Origin of the sequence: Sphingomonas nostoxanthinifaciens (assembly GCF_019930585.1) — a bacterium.
GTDB lineage: Bacteria > Pseudomonadota > Alphaproteobacteria > Sphingomonadales > Sphingomonadaceae > Sphingomonas_I > Sphingomonas_I nostoxanthinifaciens.
Map to the genome: position 1 here is coordinate 386169 of NZ_CP082839.1, position 19320 is coordinate 405488.

Below are 19320 nucleotides of genomic sequence, written 5' to 3' on the forward strand. Positions count from 1 at the left end.
GCCGCCGGCGGCCTACAGCGAGACGCGCGGGCGCGTTTTTACGAACTGATCCAATTCGATAAGCTCGCGCGCTAGATCCTCGAAACGGTCGAGCGGCACCGCGTTCGGCCCATCGGACTTGGCGTTGGCCGGATCGGGATGTGTTTCCATGAACAGCCCCGAAATGCCCACCGCCACCGCCGCGCGGGCGAGCACCGGGATGAATTCGCGCTGGCCGCCGCTGGTGGTGCCCTGCCCGCCGGGCAGCTGGACCGAGTGGGTCGCGTCGAACAGCACCGGGCAGCCGGTCTCTCGCATGATGACAAGCCCGCGCATGTCGCTGACGAGGTTGCCGTAGCCGAAGCTCGCGCCGCGATCGCACACCATCAGCGGCGGCTCGCCTAGTCCGGCGGCAGCGGCGACCTCGCGGCCCTTGGCGACGACGTTCTTCATGTCACCGGGCGCCATGAACTGGCCCTTTTTGACGTTGACCGGCTTGCCGCAGGTCGCGACCGCCTCGATCAGGTCGGTCTGGCGCGCGAGGAAGGCGGGGGTCTGCAGCATGTCGACCACCTCGGCGACCGGCGCCACCTGATGCGGCTCGTGCACGTCGGTCAGCACCGGCATGTCGAGCGTTTCACGCACCTTGGCCAAGATGCGCAACCCCTCGGTCAAACCGGGGCCGCGAAACGAGTTGCCGGCGCTGCGGTTCGCCTTGTCGAACGAGCTTTTGTAGACGATCAGCATCCCCAGCCGCTCGCCGATGGTGCGCAGCCGTTCGGCGGTGGACAGCGCCATCGTCTCGCTCTCGATCACGCACGGGCCCGCGATCAGGAAGATCGGATGGTCGAGCCCGATCGAATGGCCTTCGAACGTCAGCGTCATGCAATGCCTCGTGCTGCCAGCGCGCGTTCGATCGGGGCGACGTCGCTGGGATTGTTGAGTTCCCAGATGTCGGCGCCGTGCGGATCGACGTCGATCACGCGGACGGGCACGCCCGCATCGAGGAAGCGGAGCTGCTCCAGCCCCTCCAGCCCCTCCAGCGCGCTGGCCGGATGCTGCGCATAGCGCTCCAGTGCGAAGCGACGATAGGCGTAGACACCGACGTGAAGCCGGACGGGCAGGCCCGCCTCGCCGATGCGGTCGGCCGGCACGTGCGGGATGACCGACTTGGAGAAATAGAGGCCGTTGCCGCGCGCGTCGCACACCACGGTGGTGCCGCCGACCCGGCCCTGCGCCTGATCCTCGACCAGCCGGCGATGGGTGACGGGCCCGGCGACGATGGCAGGCGTGGCGACCGCGATCGACTCGTCCGCCAGCATCGCCTCGATCAGCGCGCCGACGAAATGGGGCGGGGTGAGCAGCGCGTCGCCCTGGAAGTTGACGACGATCTCGACGTCGCCCAGCGCCGGTAGTGCCGCCGCGCAGCGCTCGGTGCCGTTGGCGCAGCTTTCCGGGGTCATCGCCACCGCGCCGCCGAAGGCGTGGACGGCATCGGCGATGCGAACGTCGTCGGTGGCGACGACGATGTGTGCGACGCCGGGCACCTGACGCGCCGCTTCCCAGCTCCGCCGGATCAGCGGCTTGGTCTCGCCCGTGGCGCCGGTCAGCGTGGCGAGCGGCTTCCCCGGATAGCGGCTGGAGGCGTAGCGCGCCGGGATGACGATCGCCGTTTTTGGCGGAGTCATTCCAGCCCGAGGCGCAGGAAATCGTGGATGTGGATCAGCCCGATCGGCCGTTCGGGATGGACGTCGTCGACGACGAACACCGACGTGATCTTGCGATCGTTCATCACCGCGAGCGCATCCTCGGCGAAGCAGCGGCCGGGGATGGTGACCGGATCGCGCGTCATCACGTCGCCGGCCGTGGCGGTGAGCAGATCGTCGACGTGGCGGCGCAGATCGCCGTCGGTGATGATGCCGCGCAGGCAGCCGGCGGCATCGACCACGCCCGCCACCCCGAAGCTGCGCGCGGTCATCACCAGGATCACGTCGCGCATCGACAGCGTCGCCGCCACCAGGGGCATGCCATCGCCGGCGTGCATCAACGCGGTGACGCGCATCAGCCGCCGTCCGATCACGCCGCCGGGATGCAGCATCTCGAAGCCGTCGCGCGACGTTCCGCGCTCGCGCATCGTGGCGAGCGCCAGCGCGTCGCCCAGCGCCATCATCATCGCGGTCGAGGTGGTGGGGGCGAGATTGTCGGGGCACGCCTCGTCGACCGGCGGCATCAGCAGGCGAATGTCGGACGCCTGCATCAGCGGCGACGTGCCGCCCGCGCTGATCGCGACGATCGGAATGTCGAGCGACGCCGCATGAGCCAGGATCGGCCGCAGTTCGGTGGTGCCGCCCGAATTGGAGAGCGCCAGCAGCGCGTCGCCGGGCACGAGCATGCCGAGGTCGCCATGCGCCGCCTCGGCGGGATGGATGAACAGAGCGGGCGTGCCGGTCGAGGCGAGCGTCGCCGCAACCTTGCGCGCAATATGGCCGGATTTGCCCATACCGGTGACGACCACGCGGCCGCGCAGCGACAGGAGCAATTTCACCGCGCGTTCGAATTCGGCGTCGAGCGCGCCCACAAGCACCGACAGCGCCTGTGCCTCGGCGACGATCACGCGTCGGCCGAAATCCAGCATCGATTCGCGGGGGTCGAGCGGGAAGGGCGCGGACGACGGCAGGTGCGCCTGCAGCGCGGGTTCGCCGGTTACCCTGTTCCGTCCCATCGCCGGGGCTTAGCCGTGCACAGGCGTGCTGGCGAGTGCCTATCTTCGCCGTTGCGGCATGACGTGCCGCAACGGCGTTGGTCCTTTTAGGCGAGCGCGGCCTTCAGATCGTCGACCAGATCGGTGCGCTCCCACGGGAAGAAGTCGCCTTCGGGCGTGCGGCCGAAATGGCCGTAGGCGGCGGTCTTCTGGTAGATCGGCTTGTTGAGGCCGAGATGGGTGCGGATGCCGCGCGGAGTGAGGCCGCCCAGCTTCTCGATCTTGCCGATCGCCTCTTCGATCGCGTCGTCGCCGACCGTGCCCGTGCCGTGCGTATCGACATAAAGCGACAGCGGCTTGGCGACGCCGATCGCATAAGCGAGCTGGATCGTGCAGCGCTGAGCGAGGCCTGCGGCGACGATGTTCTTCGCGAGGTAGCGGGTGATGTAGGCGGCCGAGCGATCGACCTTGGTCGGATCCTTGCCGCTGAACGCGCCGCCACCGTGCGGCGAGGCGCCGCCATAGGTGTCGACGATGATCTTGCGGCCAGTGAGGCCGGCGTCGCCGTCAGGCCCGCCAATCTCGAAGCTGCCGGTCGGGTTGATGTGATAGACGGTCTCGTCGCTCAGCAACTCCGCCGGGATGACCTTGGCCACCACGCTTTTCACGTAGGCGTGGAGCTCGGCTTCCTTCTCGCCCTGGTCGTAGCCCTTGCCGTGCTGGGTCGAGACGACGATCGCGGTCGCGGCGACCGGCGTGCTGCCCTCGTAACGCAGCGTCACCTGGCTCTTGGCGTCGGGCTCGAGGAACGGTGCCGTGCCGGCGTGGCGATCGGCTGCCATCACCTCGAGGATCTTGTGGCTGTAATACAGGGTCGCCGGCATCAGATCGGGCGTGTCGTTGGCGGCATAGCCGAACATGATGCCCTGATCGCCCGCGCCCTCATCCTTGTTGCCGCTGGCGTCGACGCCCTGCGCGATGTGCGCGGACTGGGCGTGGAGGTTGTTCTCGAAGCGGAAGGTCTCCCAGTGGAAGCCGTCCTGCTCGTAGCCGATGCGCTTGACCGTCTCGCGGACGGTCTTCTCGATCTCGGCCTGCGCGCCCGGCGCCCACTGATCGTTCTCGTAGACGCCCTTGCAGCGGATCTCGCCCGCCAGCACGACCAGCTGGGTGGTGGTCAGCGTCTCGCAGGCGATGCGCGCCTCGGGATCCTTCGACAGGAACAGATCGACGATGGCGTCCGAAATCTGATCGGCGACCTTGTCGGGATGGCCCTCCGACACGGACTCGGACGTGAAGAGATAGTTGCTGCGCATCGTCTGGGCGGTTCCTTCGACAGGCGGCGCGGCCGGGTTGCGGCAGCGCACATAAAGCAATCCTTATATGTGCCCGCTTAGCCCGCCCGGCGGCGGCTTGCAAACCCGATCAGCAGCAGGACGAGGGCAAGGCCGCCCGATAAAAAGTTGCCCCACCGCGAGAATAAGGTGGGCGGCGCGGTGCGCGGCAATGGTTGCTCGATTGCACCGGGGGTGCGCCACGGCAGGCTGGCCAGCAGCCTGCCATGCGCGTCGACGATCGCCGAAATGCCGGTCGGAGTCGCGCGCACGACGGGCACCCCTTCCTCGATCGCACGCAGCCGCGCCTGGGCGAGATGCTGCGGCGGCCCCCAGCGGCCGAACCACGCATCGTTAGAGGGGTTGAACAGGAAGCGCGGGCGATGCGCCTCGTCGACGACATGGCCCGAGAAGATGATCTCGTAGCAGATCTGCACGCCGACCGCGCCGATGCCCGGCAGGGTCAGGTCGCGCGGGCCGGGGCCGGCGAGGAAATCCATGTCGCCCGGCGCGAGCCGCGACAGGCCGATGCGCGACAGGATCGGTCGCATCGGCAGATATTCGCCATAGGGCACGAGATGCGACTTGTCGTAGCGGCCGAGCAGGCGCCCCTGCGGATCGAGCCCGAACAGGCTGTTGGTGGCCGATACGATCTGGCCGGCAGAATCATACTGGATCGCCTCCGCCCCGGTGAGCATCAGATCGTGCGGGCCGAGCAGCGACGCGATCTGCGCGCGCGCGGCCGGATCCTCCTCGAGGAAGGCCGGCACCGCGACCTCCGGCCACAGGATGAGGCGCGGGCGCAGGCCGGGCGTGCCGGACAGCGATGCGAGCCGCGCGAAGTTGCGCGCCTCCGCATCGGGGCTCCATTTCTCGGCCTGGCCGATATTGGGCTGGACGACGTGGAGCAGAGGCGCGGTCGGATCGGCCTTCGGCTCGACTGCCATCAGCGGTACGAATAGCGAGACGCAGGCGAAGGCGATCGCGCCGCCGACCGCCGCGAGGATCACCGCGCGGCCGCGCCGCTGCCCCAGTTCGGCCTGTACGAAACCGTCGCGCAGGCCACGCACCGCCATCGGCAGCACCCCCGCCAGCAGTAGGGTAAGCCCCGACAGGCCATAGGTGCCGACGAGCGCGACGATGCCGGCGAGCGGCCATAGCGGCGCCCACATCGCCGCCAGCGGATTCCACGCAAAGCCGGTGAACACCGTCGCGCGCAGCCATTCGTTGGCGATCCACGTCGCCGCAAGGAACAGCACGAGCGGCCAGCGCCCCGGCACGACGCGCGTCAGCGCCCATGCCGCGCCGGTCGCGAATGCCGGATAGACCGCGAGATAGAGCGACAGCAGCACCACCGCGACGATTCCCAGCCACGCCGGCATCGCCGCCTGATACGTGAAGGCGGTCGCGATCCAGTTCAGACCGAGGCAGAAACTGCCGAAGCCGAACCACCAGCCGAGCGCGACGGCACGGGCGAGCGTGGTCGCCCGCTCCAGCAGCAGGATCAGCCCGGCGAGACAGATAAGCGACAGCGGCCACAGCTCCAGCGGCGCGAAGCCGCAGGCAGCAAGGAGGCCGGCCGCGAAGGCGAGCGGCAAAGCGTGAAGTGCGCGGTGCGGCATCGGCGCGGCTCCTAGCGGGGAAGCTGCCATGGTGCGAGCCCGCAATGACAAGCGTGCGACGGCGCGCTATGCGGCGGCATGTCGCTTCAGCCGTTCCACCTCGCCTTTCCGGTCCACGACATCGCCGCCGCGCGCGCCTTCTACGGCGAACTGCTCGGCTGCGCGGAGGGGCGCAGCGCGCCCGAATGGGTCGATTTCGATCTCTACGGCCACCAGATCGTCGCGCATCTCGATCCGGCGGCGAAGCCGGCCGGCATCACCAACCCGGTCGACGGGCATGACGTACCGGTGCCGCATTTCGGCGTCGTGCTTGGCTGGGACGATTGGCACGCGCTCGCCGACCGGCTGACCGCCGCGGGCGTGCGCTTCGGCATCGCGCCGCACATCCGCTTCAAGGGGCAGGTGGGCGAGCAGGCGACGATGTTCTTCCGCGATCCCAGCGGCAATGCGCTGGAGTTCAAGGCGTTTCAGGATATCGGCCAGCTTTTCGCCAAGGCCTGAGCGCCCGCCGCAGGCCGCCCCGCGGCGGCAGGGCGGCCGTTCTGCCGCCAGCAGAGGCGGGGTCGCGCCCGAAACGACAATCGGTTAAGATAAGCAGAGGCCTTCGAGGCCGGCGGCATCGCGCCTGGGGGGCGACGAGCACATGATCGAACGGCTGCGCCACAAGGGACGGGCCTATTGGTTCGTCAGCATCGCGATCCTCGCCGCCACCATCATGGCGCGCGACATCATCGAAGATCGCCTGAACCTGAAGGACGCCAAGAACGCGCTCTTCCTGCTGCTCACCCGCAGCCCGACCAACCCGGCCTACGCGCACAACGTCAAGTTGATCGCGATCGACGACGATGCGTTCTGGAGCGATGCGATGCAGCATCGGTCCCCGACCAATCGCATCTACCTCGCCAAGCTTATCGCCGCCGCCGACGCGGCCGAGGCGCGCGTGATCGCGCTCGACTTCGACCTGCGGCTCGGCCAGTCGACGGCGCCGGTCGCGCCAGGCGATTATGATGCGATCGAGCCCGCTTATCGCAGGGAAACCGACGCGCTGATGCGGACGGTCGGCGATGTCGCGCAACGGCGCCACGTCGTGCTGTCGGAACCGATCGGCGGCCCGATCGACGGGCCGTTCAACCTGCTCGCCGCCGCGCCGAACGCCTACGGCATCTGCACGGCGATGCTCGATCGGGGCAGGTGGGAGAATCCGGGCACATCGCGCTTCCTGCTTACGCCCACAGCGCAACGCAATATCGCCTGCGGTTACATCGCGCTGATGGATGATGCACGCCGCCTCCCGCCGCCTGCGCGGATCGTCGGCAGCCGCTTCGCGCTCGATTCGTTTTCGCTGGCGATCGCGCGCGCCCGCGACGCCGATGCTCCGGCGCGGATCGGCCGGCATACCTATGCCTCGTTCATCTCCGCCGATGCGATCCGTGCGCCGGGTGCCTCGATTTCGTCGAGCCGGCTCCTCGCCGATCCCCTCGCCGCGCGCGATCTGCTGCAGGGCAATGCCGTGGTGATCGGTGCGGTGTGGCACACGCGCAGCTACGGCCAGGGCGACGCGATCGATCTGCACGACACGCCGATCGGGCCGGTGGCGGGCGCGCTGCTGCATCTCAATCTCGCCGAGGCGATCATCGGCAACCGCGTCTATCCGGCGATGCCCGAACGGGCGATGGTGCTGATCGAGATCGCGCTGGGCGCGGCGGCGGCGGTCCTGTTCGCGCTGATGCCGTCGGCGGCATTGGCCGCTTTGTTGCTGGCAGGGTCGATGCTGGTGCTGCTCGGCGTGCAGTGGCTGTTCCTGCAGCTGTTCGGCACCTTTCTGGATCTGTTCGCGCCGATCGTCGGCATGGGCGTCCACGCCATCTTCGAGCGGCTCCTGAATCGGCATGCGTAACGTAGCGTCGTCGTCGAACGAACCGTCAGCAGGAAAGGAATGTCGATGTCTCGGATATCGTTGATAAGTGCGGTAGCGTTGGCGTCGCTCGCCGCCGCCCCCGCACTTGCCCAGAACCCCAACAACAATGGTGGTCCTGTGCCACTGATGCCGCCGGGATCGGTCGAGGCGGCGAGGGTCGAGGAACCCAAGCCGGCGCCGACCACGGCGGGGCCAGTCGGGATTGACGGTCCTCCGCTCTGCTCGCGCACGGTGAAGGACAAGTGCGTGCAGCGGCAGGGCCCGCACTTGGAACTGAAGAAAAGGCGGTGATCGACGGTGATCGCCCCGCCGGTCGGGCGGCGGCGGGGCGACCTATGATCAACCGCCGTGCGCCGCCAGCGCGGCGAGCAGCAGCAATGCGACGATGTTGGTGATCTTGATCATCGGATTGACCGCCGGGCCCGCTGTATCTTTGTAGGGATCGCCGACCGTGTCGCCGGTCACCGCAGCCTTGTGTGCGTCCGATCCCTTGCCGCCATGGTTGCCGTCCTCGATATATTTTTTGGCATTGTCCCACGCGCCGCCGCCCGACGTCATCGAGATGGCGACGAAAAGCCCCGAGACGATCACGCCCAGCAGCAGAGCGCCGAGGCTGGCGAACCCGTTCGCCTGGCCCGCGACCGCCTTGATGACGAAGTAAACGACCACCGGCGCCAGCACCGGCAGCAGGCTCGGCACGATCATCTCCTTGATCGCCGCCTTGGTGACGAGGTCGACGGTGCGCGCATAATCGGGGCGGCTGGTGCCCGCCATGATGCCGGGATTGGAGCGGAACTGCTCGCGCACATCCTCCACCACCGCGCCGGCGGCGCGGCCGACCGCGGTCATGCCGAACGCGCCGAACGAGAAGGGCAGCAGCGCGCCGAGCAGCAGGCCGACGATGACGTAAGGGTTGGACAACGAGAAATCGACCGCGAGGAGCGGGAAGAACTCGCGCAGATCGGCGGTGTAGGCGCCGAACAGGACGAGCGCCGCCAACGCGGCCGACCCGATCGCATAGCCCTTGGTGACCGCCTTGGTGGTGTTGCCGACCGCGTCGAGCGCGTCGGTCCGTTCGCGCACGTCATGCTCCAGCCCGGCCATCTCGGCGATGCCGCCGGCATTGTCGGTGACCGGACCATAAGCATCCAGCGCCACCACCATGCCGGCCAGCGCCAGCATCGCGGTCGCACCGAAGGCGATGCCGATCACGCCGGCGAACTGATAGGCGGCGATCACCGCGATCACGATCACGATCGTCGGCGCCGCGGTCGATTCGAGGCTGATCGCCAGCCCCTGGATCACGTTGGTGCCGTGGCCGGTCACGCTCGCCCGCGCGATCGATTTCACCGGGCGATAATTGGTGCCGGTATAATATTCGGTGATCCAGACGAGCGCGCCCGTCACCGCGAGCCCGATCAGCGCGCACCAGAACAGGTCGATCGGATAGACGTCGCGCGGGGCGGCGCCGTCGTGCATCGTGAACAGCATGCGCTCGAACTGCGGCAAAGCGAGGCGGAAGGCGCCGTAGATCGCTGGGATGGCGAGGATCGCCGAGGTCCAGAAGCCCTTGTAGAGCGCGCCCATGATCGATCCCGAGCCCAGCCGCACCATGAAGGTGCCGACGATCGAGGTGAGGATGCAAACGCCGCCGATCAGCAGCGGCAGCGTCATCAGCGGGAGCGCATTGGGCGCGTTCGGCATCATCACCGCGATCGAGACCATCGTCACGCCAAGCGTCACGACATAGGTCTCGAACAGGTCGGCGGCCATGCCGGCGCAGTCGCCGACATTGTCGCCGACATTGTCCGCGATTACGGCGGGGTTGCGCGGATCGTCCTCTGGGATGCCCGCCTCGACCTTGCCGACCAGATCGGCGCCGACGTCCGCCGCCTTGGTAAAGATGCCGCCGCCCAGCCGCGCGAAGATCGAGATGAGCGACGCGCCGAACGACAGCGCCACCAGCGCGTTGACGACGATGCGGTCGGTCGGCGCGTGGCCGGCCGGCCCGGTCAGCCAATAGAAGAAGCCGGCGATGGCGAGCAGCCCCAGTCCGGCGACGAGCATCCCGGTTATCGCGCCCGAGCGGAAGGCGGTGGTGAGGCCGCCCTGCAGCGAGGTGCGCGCCGCCTCCGCGGTGCGGACGTTCGCCTTAACCGAGATGTTCATGCCGACGAACCCCGTCGCGCCGGACAGGACCGCGCCGATCAGGAAGCCGACCGCCGAAACCAGCCCGAGGAAATAGCCCACCAGCACGACGACGACGATGCCGACGATGCCGATGGTGGTATATTGCCGCACCAGATAGGCGCGCGCGCCTTCCTGGATGGCGCTCGCGATATCCTGCATCCGCTGGTTGCCCGCCGGCTGGCGCAGCACCGCAAAGCTGGTGACGATCCCGTAAAGCACGGCCACGAGGCCACAGACGATGGCCAGTTCGACGAGCAGCATGCCGTCCTCTCCTTGTGCGCCTCCCCGTCGCGACGTGGCGCGGGGATGACGCGGCGAAGACTAGCGGGCTTTTTGGGGCCCGCAAGCGGGCGCGTCACGGCGCATGTTCGTAACCCAGGCTAAGCGGGAGAGCGACCGGACCGTCGCGACCGAACAGCCTCAGTCCCGTACCCGCCGTGAAGCGACCAACGGCCGTGATCGCCGCGAGACCGTCGGGCGGCATCGAGACGCGGGTCGGCGCCGCGAACAGGAGTTCGTAATCGTCGCCCGCCGTGGCGGCGGCGAGCCGGGCCGCGCGATCCGTGGGCGCGCCGGCGGGAAGGGGGATGGCGTCGAGGTCGATCGTGACGGCAAGGCCGCTCGCCTGCGCCATGCGCGCGGCGTCGATGAGCAGGCCGTCGGAGACGTCCATCATCGCGTTGACGTGGGGGGCGAGCGCGAGGCCTTCGGCGAGACGGGGGTGTGGGCGGCGATAAGCGGCCAGCCATTCCGGCCGGCCCTCGATCCGCTCCTGCGCCATGGCGAGCCCCAAACCGGCGGCGCCGATCATGCCGGTGACGAACAGCGTGTCGCCTGCCTTCGCCCCGCCCCGCGCCGGCGCGCTTCCCGCGCGCACGCTGCCGATCGCGGTCAGGCCGAGCTGGCGTGCCGATCCGGCCGGCACCGCCACCGTATCACCACCCAGCAGCGGCACGGCGAAGGCTGTGCACGCCTCCTGCAGGCCGCGCGCGAAGGCGGCGTCCCACCCCGCATCCGCCGCCAGCGGGTAGCCGAGCATCACCCCCAGCGGCGTCGCGCCCTTGGCGGCGAGGTCCGACAGGTTCACCGCCACCAGCTTCCATGCGACGTCCTCGGGCAGGTCGTCGGGCAGATAGTGGACGCCCTCGACGATCATGTCGTGGGTCAGGACGAGGTCGCGGTCGCCCATCGGCAGCACCGCCACGTCGTCGGCCAGCCCGCGCGCGGCGGGATCGTGGGCGAAGCGGGCCAAAGCGCCGATGAAGTCGCTCTCGCGGGACATATCGCCCCTCTAGGGCGCGACGCCGCCGGCTGCGAGCACTTCAATCATCCTTAACGGTTGCCGGCTAGTCGTGGTTTATGGCTTGTGAACTGGATCGCTACGTCCCGGCCAAGGCATTCGAGCTGGCCGAATCGATGATCGAGGAGTTCGGTGCGGACGCCTTCGCAGTCGCGCGCCAGCGGCTGAAGATGCGCATCCGCGACGAGTTGCCCGCGATGATCAACCTGTACGCCGGCGTCTGTACCTTATTGGCCGAGCGGCGCGCGCGCGGCAGAGGTTGGTTTGCGCGCGTTCGCGGCGCCATCGCAGGGACACCCACCCGCCGCGGGACGCACGTCGCGCTGCGCCACGAACTGGTCCCCGTCCACATCTCCGTATTGCGGCCGTCCCGCATGATTTGACCATCTTTTCGGCTCTTTGGCGCCCGTCGGGCGTTGGGCGCGGATCGAGGGGACGATCATGGTTTCAACGCGCGCCGATGGCGTAGACCCGCACGGCCGCGAGGCCGAGAGCCCGCTTGGGATGCCGGCTTCCGCCTGGCGCGAGATTTTGTGGCGCGTCTGGATCAAGACCGGCACCGACAATATCGGCCTGCTCGCGGCGGGCATCGCCTTCTACGCCTTCCTCTCGTTCGTGCCGCTGCTCGGCGCGCTGGTGATGACCTATGGCCTGATCGCCGATCCCGCGACGATCCAGAGCCACATGCAGATGATCATCGATCTGGTGCCGAAGGATGCGGCCAAGCTGATCCTCGACCAGCTCGTCAACCTGATGACAACCGCTTCCGGCAAGAAGGGGCTGGGGCTTCTGATCGCGCTGCTGATCTCGATCTACGGCGCGACGCGCGCGAGCGGCGCGATCATCATGGCGCTGAATGTGGTCTATGAGCAGCACGAGCGGCGCAACATTCTGAAGACGACCGGCGTGTCGTTCGTGCTCATCATCGGCGCGGTGATGGTGGCGATCGTCGGGCTGCTCGCCGCCTCGGCGCTGGCGCTGGTGGGTAAGCTCGCCGACGGGCTGGGCGTGTTCGCTACGGTGGGCATCAATGTCGCGACCTTCGCGGTGGCGGCGGTGCTGACCAGTATCGCGATCGGCGCCTGCTACCGCTTCGCGCCCGATCGGCACGACGCCAAATGGCGCTGGCTGTCGATCGGCTCGGGCCTCGCAACCCTGCTGTGGCTGGTCGCGACGCTAGGCTTTGGCGCTTACGCCTCGACCATCGGCAATTACAACGCGACCTATGGATCGCTGGGCGCGGTGGTGGTGCTGCTGATGTGGCTGTGGGTCTCGGCCTATGCCATCCTGCTCGGCGCGGAAATCAACGCCGAGGCGGAGCGCCAGACCGCGCAGGATACCACCACCGGCCGGGCCAAGCCGCTGGGCCGCCGCGGCGCGACCGTGGCGGACGAGGTGGCGGGCGAACCCGGCACCGAGCCTTCAGAAGAAAAATCGCGTGCCATCGCTCGCAATGCGGCGCCATAGGATCGACCGATGAAGTGCATTCGGATTATCGCCGCCTTGGCAGCCGTGGCATCGCTCGCGATCGGAAGCGCCGCCTCGGCGCAGCTCGGGCGCAATGTGCCGGCCGGGAGCCCGCTTGGGGCGATGCCGCTCAATGGACTTGCTGGAGGTGAAACGTCGGGCGCGACCGATCCCGCGCAAGCGTGGTTGCGGCAGCAGCAGGCTGCGGTCGCCCGCGCACAGGCGCAGGCCGCACGCCAGCGGGGGCAGGCCGAAGCGTTCGCCGCCGTGCCGCGCACATCGCCTCAGGTGGACGACGATCTCGCCCCGCGCCGCGCGCAAACCGATCTGAACGCGCCCGATTCGGCGCGTATCGGCGGAGGGTCGCTTCCAACCCCGTTCAGCGGTGGCATTCGGCCGGCATGGTCGGGATCAGGGATAACGACGCCCTGGCACGATTGAGTTTGGGCACCCAGCGTCCCTAGCCTGCAAAATCCCGCACCACCGCCAGGAATGCGGCGCCATAATCCTCCAGCTTGCGCGCGCCCACGCCGCTGATTTCGCCCAGTGTGCGCTGCGTCTGCGGCCGGAGTGCCGCCATCTCGCGTAGCGTCGCATCGTGGAAGATCACATAAGGCGGCACCCCGCGCTCCTTCGCCAATTCGCGCCGGCAGGCGCGCAGCGCCTCGAACAGGGGATCGTCCGCCTCGCCGCCCGGCGCGCGATCGCGCCGCTTGCGCTCGCGTGCGGCCGGCAGCGGCACCGCGACCGGCTCCTCGCCCTTCAGGATCGATTTGGCCGCCGGACCGAAGGACAGCCCGCCGAAATCGTCGGCGCGCAGCGCGTCGCGCGCCATCAGCGCGCGCGCCACCGGCTTGATCAGCTTGAGCTCGGCCGCGTCGGCGATACCGAACACCGACAGCCGGTGATGGCCCGAGCTCAGCACCTTGTCCGTCTCGCGCCCCGCGAGCACGTCGGTGAGGTGGGTGATGCCGAAGCGCATCTCGGTGCGAAAGGCGGCCGAGAGCAATTTGCGCGCGAGCTCGGTCGCGTCGGTGGTCGATGGCGGCGAGAGGCAATTGTCGCAATTGCCACAGGCGGGCGCGGGCTCCTCGCCGAAATGGCGGAGCAGGATGGCGCGGCGGCAGCCGGGAGCCTCGACCAGATTGGCGAGCGCGTTCAGCCGCGCGCGCTCGCCGCCGCGCCGGCTGTCCTCGACCTCGGTCTCGATCCGGCGGCGGGCGCGGGCGAAATCCTCCGCGCCCCAGAAAAGCTGCGCCACCGCCGGATCGCCGTCGCGCCCGGCGCGCCCGGTCTCCTGATAATAAGCCTCGATCGACTTCGGGATGCCGGCATGCGCGACGAAGCGGACGTCGGGCTTGTCGATGCCCATGCCGAAGGCGACCGTCGCCACCATCACCATATCCTCCGAATCGACGAAGGCGCGGGCATTGGCCTGCCGCACCGCCGGATCGAGCCCGGCATGGTAAGCGCGGGTCGGGCGACCGACGGCAACAGCCAGCGCCGCCGCCAATTTCTCGGTCTCGGCGCGGCTGGGCGCGTAGACGATGCCCGGCCCCGGCGTGTCGCGCGCCAGCTGGGCGAGCTGGCTTGGAAGCCCGTCGCGCGGCGCGATGCCGTAGCGGATGTTGGGCCGGTCGAACCCGGCCAGGATCAGACCGTCCTCAGGAATACCGAGCTGGGCGAGGATGTCGGCGCGGGTGTGTCGATCCGCTGTGGCGGTGAGCGCCAGCCGCGGCACCGCGGCATGCGCATCGAGCAGGCTGCGCAGCTGGCGGTAATCGGGCCGGAAATCATGCCCCCATTCGGAGACGCAATGCGCCTCATCGATCGCGATCAAGGCGAGCGGGATGCGGTCGATCAGCCGGCGGAAGCCATCGGTATTGGCCCGCTCCGGCGCGACATAGAGCAGGTCGAGCTCGCCCGCATGCAGCCGCCGGATCGTCGCGTCGCGATCGCTATCGGCCGAGGTGAGCGCGGCGGCACAGATGCCCGCCGCCTCAGCCGAACGCACCTGATCGTGCATCAGCGCGATCAGCGGCGACACGACGAGCCCCGTGCCGGGGCGGCAGAGCGCGGGGATCTGGTAGGTAAGCGACTTGCCCGCGCCGGTGGGCATGACGGCAAGCGTATGGACCCCCGCCATCACCCGATCGATCACGTCGGCCTGGCGGCCGCGGAAGTCGTGATAGCCGAAGGTGGTGTGGAGGGCTTCGCGTGGGGAGGGCATTGGGCGATGGGCTTCCGGGACTCAAACTGCCTTCTGCACGACGATCCCGACGCAGGTAACAACGAAGCCGTCCACCGCCACCTTGAGATGGGTCGGCCCGCCGATCCAATGGTTGAGAGCGGCCGGCAGATCGTGGCTGTAGGGCGGAAGATCGACAAAGCGATCCAGCACCCCGCGCCCTAGATCCAGCTCAATCGGCGCCATGCAATGGCCCTTGGCTGCCAAACGATCTGCCAGCAGTCGCAAATGCCTTTCTTGGAACAGCACCGTCGGCCAATTATCGATCGTGCGTCCGCGATTGTCGATGTTGAACTCGGTCGTATGAACCGCAATGCCGCCGGGCCGCAGTGTGTTCAGGCTGTTCTCAATGAAAGTAAGCCCCGCCTCGATCGATCCCAGATGCTCCAGCGCGCACAGCGACCAGCAAAAATCATAACCCGTCAGATCGGCGGGGATCGCGGTCATGTCGACTGCCCGGAAATCGACCTGCTGGTCGAAGCAAGCCCGATCGAGAAAGGCGGGATGATAGGCCTGATCGAGCGAGGCGGCATGCTGCCCGGTCTCGGCCCAACCGCGGCCGGCAGCCTCCTCTAGCGGCAAGTCCGTAACCGTAACCATCGCGCCTCGGGCGGCAAGATAGCTCGGCACTGGTTCGGCACCGCAACCAAAACCGAGCCCGCGCACGCCACCTTGGATCAGTCCCCGTTCGAAGAGAACCTGCAGGACATAAGCGAGTTCCCACATCTTGCGATGATAGACGACCGGCACCCGCAGCTGTCCGCACCAGTGCGCCACCCAGTCGCTCTCAATGTCGGCCTGGGTCGAAAGGCAGGTATTAAGGCCGACCGGGCCGGCGGTAGTGTCGGTGCGTATCGGGAGCGCTACCGCCATACGCTGTGCCAACTCATAGCCAAGTGCTTTGACATTCAAGCTCAAGATATTGATGTTACGGACTATTTCGTTAAGCGCATTGGTATTGGGCTGATCGGCGTCATTGAGCAGAGACGTCAGCGCCAGCAGCTTTTCTCGGTCCTGATCGGTGATGAGTTCGTCCACGGGAATATCGACCTTGGCTGGGAGGAGGGTTCCGGTCCGTACCCCGGATGGTCACAGGCGGGCCCGCTTCTCATCTCCCGCCGCGGGCCGCAAGGCCAAAGGCTTCTGCGCGGATACCGCGTCAGTCGGCATCAGAGCGCCGACAAGGCCTTGCGCGCGACAAAGCCCACATGCCCCAGCGCGTGGGACGAGCGGATCGCGTCCAACTCGCGGAAACGGAACTGCGCTACCTCGTGACCGCGGCTAATCAAAACCAACAGGATGCGTTCCAACTCGACACGGCCGATCGCCGCTGGCTGAAAACCGCTGCTGTCGCGCAGGCGATAGCGGCAGACGTGGACGGCGATGCCGCCCGGGCGCAACGCGGCGAGCGTGCCCTCCACGAAGGGCAGCATCTCCGCAGGGCCGACGAGCGCTTCGGGCGCATCAATCGACCAGAGAAAATCGAAATTCACGAGATCGGCCGGCAGCGGCAACAATGGCGCCGACCGCGATTCAACGCCGGGCGCGATCGGCGCGGGCGATTCGCCTGCACCCGTCGTGGCAGCCGTTACCGTAACGCCGGCCCTTCCCAGATAGGCGGGCAACGAGCCGAACTGCGCCTGCAGCCCCAGTCCGGCCGCGCCGGCCTGCGCCATCCCGTACCGGCTCAGAACCTGACAGACATAGAGCTCTGGCCAATCGGAAGCGTCACCCTGCAGCCCCAGAGTGCGCGCGCCACCGCGATAGCTCGGCTCATCCATTTGCGCATGCGTGGCTACTTGCGTCACCGGATCGGCAAAGCTCGGCGGTTCCGGCGAAAGCATGTGCGCGATTGGCCGCACATCATCCCGTCCGAAGACCGTGCTGCGGATGTCGGCGACGATGGTGGAAGTTTTATTGGAATTACAGGGACGATCAAACCAGACGCTGACGCCAGCCGCCTCGGCATCCGTGTCGTCCTGAATGCCGGCGTACAGCGCGAAGCTCATGCCTCGAAAGCCTTCAAAGCGAATCTCTGCACGGCCGCCATGCTGGATCAGGCGGTTAAGCTGGATGCGATCACTGTTGGCCATAACCGCGCGCGAGCCGGGCTCCATCGGCAGCATGTGCACTCGCAGCCACAGCGTGCCGCGCCGCGCCCGCAGTCCATCAAACTGCACGATGAAGCGGGACGGCCCCGGCGCGGCTTCGAAATAGCCGGTATGAAAGACGTAATAGGGGTCTTGGCTCGGCACGGCACCGCCGAGTCCGCCTATCCTGCTTGCGGTCTGCGGGAAGAAATCGAACGGGTCGACCGGAACTTCCGGGGCTGTTTCTCCCGCATTTTGTACCGACGCTTCTGCCACGATCCTCACTCTGCTGCGATGTCGCCCTACGCGATTACGATCGCGGCTGCCAGCCGTGCCGTCCGCCCCACCGGAACGCTTTTGCCCCTTCCTTACTTTGCAGAGCGCGTTAGATTATCCTCGGTGCGCGTCGCACGGCGCATATCCTGTGGGAAAAAGGCCGGGATTGTCACATGATCGCGTTCCACGACGTTTCGAAGACCTACCATATTCGCAAATTTGAGAAGCGGGTCTTTACCAACTTGAATTTCGCCATCCATCCCGGTGAAAGCATTGGAATCTGCGGTGCCAACGGCGCCGGCAAGTCAACCTTGATGCGTCTGATTGCGGGGGTCGAACAGCCGACATCCGGCCGCATCACGCGCGGCCTCTCGACATCCTGGCCGATCGGCTATGCGAATTGCTTCCAATCCAGCCTGACCGGCGCGGACAATGCCCGGTTCATCGCGCGTATCTATGGCGAGGACGAGGAGCAGATTCTCGATTTCGTCCAGGATTTCGCCCAACTGGGCCCTTATCTCTATCAGCCGGTTCACACCTATTCCGCCGGCATGAACGCGCGCCTTGCCTTCGGCATCAGCCTTGCGATCAGCTTCCAATGCTATCTGGTCGACGAGGTGACAAGTGCAGGCGACGAGCGCTTCCGGGTGCGCTGCGAGGAAGCGCTCCTGCACCGGCGCGATAACGCCACACTGATCATGATCAGTCACGATCCCGGCACGCTGCGGCAATTCTGTCGGCGCGGCGCGGTGGTCTATGGCGGAAATCTTGTCTTCTTCGACACGATCGACGAGGCGAGCGAAGTCCATCACCGCCTGCAAATGCGCGCAGCTTGAGGCAGATTGATGTTTACCTGAGTGATCGCTAAAGACGCCGCCATTCATGCGTGTTAGCAATCCTCCGGCCATCGCAACCTCTCTCCTGCGACGGCCTCACCCTGACGTGGGGACGTTTCCCATCATAGTGTCGCGATCACATTGTTTCGGCCTGGTCCGGCTCCTGGGCTTTCCTGAAGTAACTATTGCCGCGCTGCTTCTGGCGGGAATGCTTTCGCTCTCGGGATGCGCCACGCTGCCGGCTAGCGGCCCGACCGCCGGCGAGATACGCAGCGGCGCACGCCGCGACAATGCGATCGGATTCCGGATCGTGGATGTCGATGCGCCGACGCTCGCCGAGATCGACCGGCGCACCGCCGTCCTTGACGCCGCCCGCCCGACACTCACCAGCTTGGCGGGCGACCGGCGCACCGACTTTGTCGGACCGGGTGACGTCTTAACGATCGATATCTACGAGGTCGGCGCGTCTCTGTTCGGCAGCGGGCGCGACCAAGGCAATTTCTACGACCCATCCGCCAAGGGTGAAAAATTTCCGGCGGTTCTGGTCGATCACGATGGTGCGATCCGTCTGCCCTATGTGGGGAGGCTGCAAGTCGCTGGTCGGACTGTCGGGGATATCCAGGATCTGATCGAGCAAGGCCTGCGCGGCAAATCCCAGCATCCGCAGGTTCTGGTGGGCATCAAGCAATCGGCCACCGACGTGGTCTATGTAGGAGGCGATGTCCGCAAGCCCGGCCGGCTCGATATCATGCTGCAGCAACAACGGCTCTTGGACGCGATCGCGCTGGCGGGCGGCCCGGCTAATTCCTCCGAGGACACGATCGTCCGGTTCGCGCGCGGCGACAACATCGTGGAGGAACGGCTCGGCCGCATCCGCGCCGGCGCAAAGGACGATTTGGTGCTGGCGCCCGGCGACCGGATTGAGCTCATCCGGCGGCCACGGACCTTCATCGTGCTCGGCGCCACCAGCAAGGTTTCGCAGGTCTCCTTCGAGACGGGCGATCTCTCGCTGGCGGAAGCGGTCGCTCGAGCCGGCGGCCCGACCGACACGCAGGCCGATCCGGCAGCGGTCTTTCTTTTTCGCTACGAGCCAGTCGGGGCCGGCGAACAGCCCGTAATATACCGGCTCAACATGCTGCGTCCGGCAAGCTATTTCTTGGCCCAGCGCTTGGCCCTACGCGACAAGGACGTTTTGTACATCGCCAATGCCGCGTCCAATCGGCCGGCCAAGCTCGTCGGTATCATCAACCAGCTATTCTCACCATTCTTGACTGCGCGCGCAATCGCGAATTGATGGGGTAAAGCGAACCCTGCCAGTTCGGTCTGGCGACCGAGGGAGTGTGATGACGATGCCCGAGA

The 19320-nt window shown here is 67.2% G+C and carries 17 protein-coding genes; 7 read left to right on the plus strand and 10 right to left on the minus strand.

What is annotated here, in order from left to right:
• Positions 1-12: 12 nt before the first annotated feature.
• The 5 genes from kdsA to lnt all read right to left on the minus strand — a co-directional run bounded on the left by kdsA (position 13) and on the right by lnt (position 5636).
• Entirely contained in the window at positions 13-864 is an 852-nt protein-coding gene (kdsA, locus tag K8P63_RS01825; protein ID WP_223798186.1) for a 3-deoxy-8-phosphooctulonate synthase, read from the minus strand.
• The gene (locus K8P63_RS01830) at positions 861-1667 is read right to left on the minus strand and encodes a 3-deoxy-manno-octulosonate cytidylyltransferase (protein ID WP_223798187.1); all 807 of its coding nucleotides are present in this window, start codon (positions 1665-1667) and stop codon (positions 861-863) included. The genes kdsA and K8P63_RS01830 overlap by 4 nt, the downstream gene beginning before the upstream one ends.
• Positions 1664-2701, minus strand: a complete 1038-nt coding sequence (locus K8P63_RS01835) for a KpsF/GutQ family sugar-phosphate isomerase (RefSeq protein ID WP_223798188.1) — start codon at positions 2699-2701, stop codon at positions 1664-1666. Before K8P63_RS01835 ends, K8P63_RS01830 begins: the two co-directional genes overlap by 4 nt.
• 86 nt (positions 2702-2787) lie before the next feature.
• Positions 2788-3996 (minus strand): methionine adenosyltransferase, encoded by a 1209-nt coding sequence (metK, locus tag K8P63_RS01840; RefSeq protein WP_223799927.1) that lies wholly within the window; start codon positions 3994-3996, stop codon positions 2788-2790.
• A gap of 77 nt (positions 3997-4073) precedes the next feature.
• The gene (gene lnt, locus K8P63_RS01845) at positions 4074-5636 is read right to left on the minus strand and encodes an apolipoprotein N-acyltransferase (protein WP_223798189.1); all 1563 of its coding nucleotides are present in this window, start codon (positions 5634-5636) and stop codon (positions 4074-4076) included.
• Positions 5637-5714: 78 nt separating this feature from the next.
• Here lnt and K8P63_RS01850 point away from each other — a divergent pair, with 78 nt between their 5' ends.
• Positions 5715-6137, plus strand: a complete 423-nt coding sequence (locus tag K8P63_RS01850) for a VOC family protein (protein WP_223798190.1) — start codon at positions 5715-5717, stop codon at positions 6135-6137.
• 142 nt (positions 6138-6279) lie between these two features.
• Positions 6280-7533: a CHASE2 domain-containing protein gene (locus K8P63_RS01855; protein WP_223798191.1), complete on the plus strand. Its 1254-nt coding sequence runs from the start codon at positions 6280-6282 to the stop codon at positions 7531-7533.
• 360 nt (positions 7534-7893) lie between these two features.
• Here the strand turns inward: K8P63_RS01855 and K8P63_RS01860 are convergent, their stop codons facing one another.
• Positions 7894-10005, minus strand: a complete 2112-nt coding sequence (locus tag K8P63_RS01860) for a sodium-translocating pyrophosphatase (RefSeq protein WP_223798192.1) — start codon at positions 10003-10005, stop codon at positions 7894-7896.
• Between the two features lie 94 nt (positions 10006-10099).
• Positions 10100-11026 carry a thiamine-phosphate kinase gene (gene thiL / locus K8P63_RS01865; RefSeq protein WP_223798193.1) on the minus strand — a complete coding sequence of 309 codons (927 nt, stop codon included), beginning with the start codon at positions 11024-11026 and terminating at the stop codon, positions 10100-10102.
• A gap of 134 nt (positions 11027-11160) precedes the next feature.
• Between thiL and K8P63_RS01870 the strand changes: the two genes are divergently transcribed.
• From K8P63_RS01870 to K8P63_RS01880, 3 genes are read left to right on the plus strand one after another with little or no spacing between them, the layout of a single operon-like run.
• Positions 11161-11427 carry a hypothetical protein gene (locus tag K8P63_RS01870; RefSeq protein WP_223798194.1) on the plus strand — a complete coding sequence of 89 codons (267 nt, stop codon included), beginning with the start codon at positions 11161-11163 and terminating at the stop codon, positions 11425-11427.
• 58 nt (positions 11428-11485) lie between these two features.
• Complete coding sequence (locus K8P63_RS01875; RefSeq protein ID WP_223798195.1) at positions 11486-12511, plus strand: YihY/virulence factor BrkB family protein; 1026 nt, start codon at positions 11486-11488, stop codon at positions 12509-12511.
• Between the two features lie 9 nt (positions 12512-12520).
• Entirely contained in the window at positions 12521-12952 is a 432-nt protein-coding gene (locus K8P63_RS01880) for a hypothetical protein (RefSeq protein WP_223798196.1), read from the plus strand.
• A 19-nt stretch (positions 12953-12971) separates the two neighbouring features.
• On the opposite strand, the gene recQ is transcribed toward K8P63_RS01880, so the two are convergent.
• From recQ to K8P63_RS01895, 3 genes are all read right to left on the minus strand, one after another.
• On the minus strand, positions 12972-14741 hold the full coding sequence (gene recQ / locus K8P63_RS01885) for a DNA helicase RecQ (RefSeq protein WP_223798197.1): 1770 nt from the start codon (positions 14739-14741) through the stop codon (positions 12972-12974).
• 21 nt (positions 14742-14762) lie between these two features.
• Positions 14763-15797: an SAM-dependent methyltransferase gene (locus K8P63_RS01890; RefSeq protein ID WP_223798198.1), complete on the minus strand. Its 1035-nt coding sequence runs from the start codon at positions 15795-15797 to the stop codon at positions 14763-14765.
• 131 nt (positions 15798-15928) lie between these two features.
• Positions 15929-17125 (minus strand): hypothetical protein, encoded by a 1197-nt coding sequence (locus K8P63_RS01895; protein WP_223798199.1) that lies wholly within the window; start codon positions 17123-17125, stop codon positions 15929-15931.
• Positions 17126-17298: 173 nt separating this feature from the next.
• Between K8P63_RS01895 and K8P63_RS01900 the strand changes: the two genes are divergently transcribed.
• Both K8P63_RS01900 and K8P63_RS01905 read left to right on the plus strand, forming a co-directional pair.
• Entirely contained in the window at positions 17299-17961 is a 663-nt protein-coding gene (locus tag K8P63_RS01900) for an ABC transporter ATP-binding protein (RefSeq protein WP_223798200.1), read from the plus strand.
• A 208-nt stretch (positions 17962-18169) separates the two neighbouring features.
• Positions 18170-19255 (plus strand): polysaccharide biosynthesis/export family protein, encoded by a 1086-nt coding sequence (locus tag K8P63_RS01905; protein ID WP_223798201.1) that lies wholly within the window; start codon positions 18170-18172, stop codon positions 19253-19255.
• Positions 19256-19320: the final 65 nt, after the last annotated feature.

Coding starts and splice junctions, on each gene's coding strand:
- kdsA (WP_223798186.1), bottom strand. CDS start 864: ATGACGCTGACGTTCGAAGGCCATTCGATCGGGCTCGACCATCCGATC.
- K8P63_RS01830 (WP_223798187.1), bottom strand. CDS start 1,667: ATGACTCCGCCAAAAACGGCGATCGTCATCCCGGCGCGCTACGCCTCC.
- K8P63_RS01835 (WP_223798188.1), bottom strand. CDS start 2,701: ATGGGACGGAACAGGGTAACCGGCGAACCCGCGCTGCAGGCGCACCTG.
- metK (WP_223799927.1), bottom strand. CDS start 3,996: ATGCGCAGCAACTATCTCTTCACGTCCGAGTCCGTGTCGGAGGGCCAT.
- lnt (WP_223798189.1), bottom strand. CDS start 5,636: ATGCCGCACCGCGCACTTCACGCTTTGCCGCTCGCCTTCGCGGCCGGC.
- K8P63_RS01850 (WP_223798190.1), top strand. CDS start 5,715: ATGTCGCTTCAGCCGTTCCACCTCGCCTTTCCGGTCCACGACATCGCC.
- K8P63_RS01855 (WP_223798191.1), top strand. CDS start 6,280: ATGATCGAACGGCTGCGCCACAAGGGACGGGCCTATTGGTTCGTCAGC.
- K8P63_RS01860 (WP_223798192.1), bottom strand. CDS start 10,005: ATGCTGCTCGTCGAACTGGCCATCGTCTGTGGCCTCGTGGCCGTGCTT.
- thiL (WP_223798193.1), bottom strand. CDS start 11,026: ATGTCCCGCGAGAGCGACTTCATCGGCGCTTTGGCCCGCTTCGCCCAC.
- K8P63_RS01870 (WP_223798194.1), top strand. CDS start 11,161: ATGATCGAGGAGTTCGGTGCGGACGCCTTCGCAGTCGCGCGCCAGCGG.
- K8P63_RS01875 (WP_223798195.1), top strand. CDS start 11,486: ATGGTTTCAACGCGCGCCGATGGCGTAGACCCGCACGGCCGCGAGGCC.
- K8P63_RS01880 (WP_223798196.1), top strand. CDS start 12,521: ATGAAGTGCATTCGGATTATCGCCGCCTTGGCAGCCGTGGCATCGCTC.
- recQ (WP_223798197.1), bottom strand. CDS start 14,741: ATGCCCTCCCCACGCGAAGCCCTCCACACCACCTTCGGCTATCACGAC.
- K8P63_RS01900 (WP_223798200.1), top strand. CDS start 17,299: ATGATCGCGTTCCACGACGTTTCGAAGACCTACCATATTCGCAAATTT.
- K8P63_RS01905 (WP_223798201.1), top strand. CDS start 18,170: ATGCTTTCGCTCTCGGGATGCGCCACGCTGCCGGCTAGCGGCCCGACC.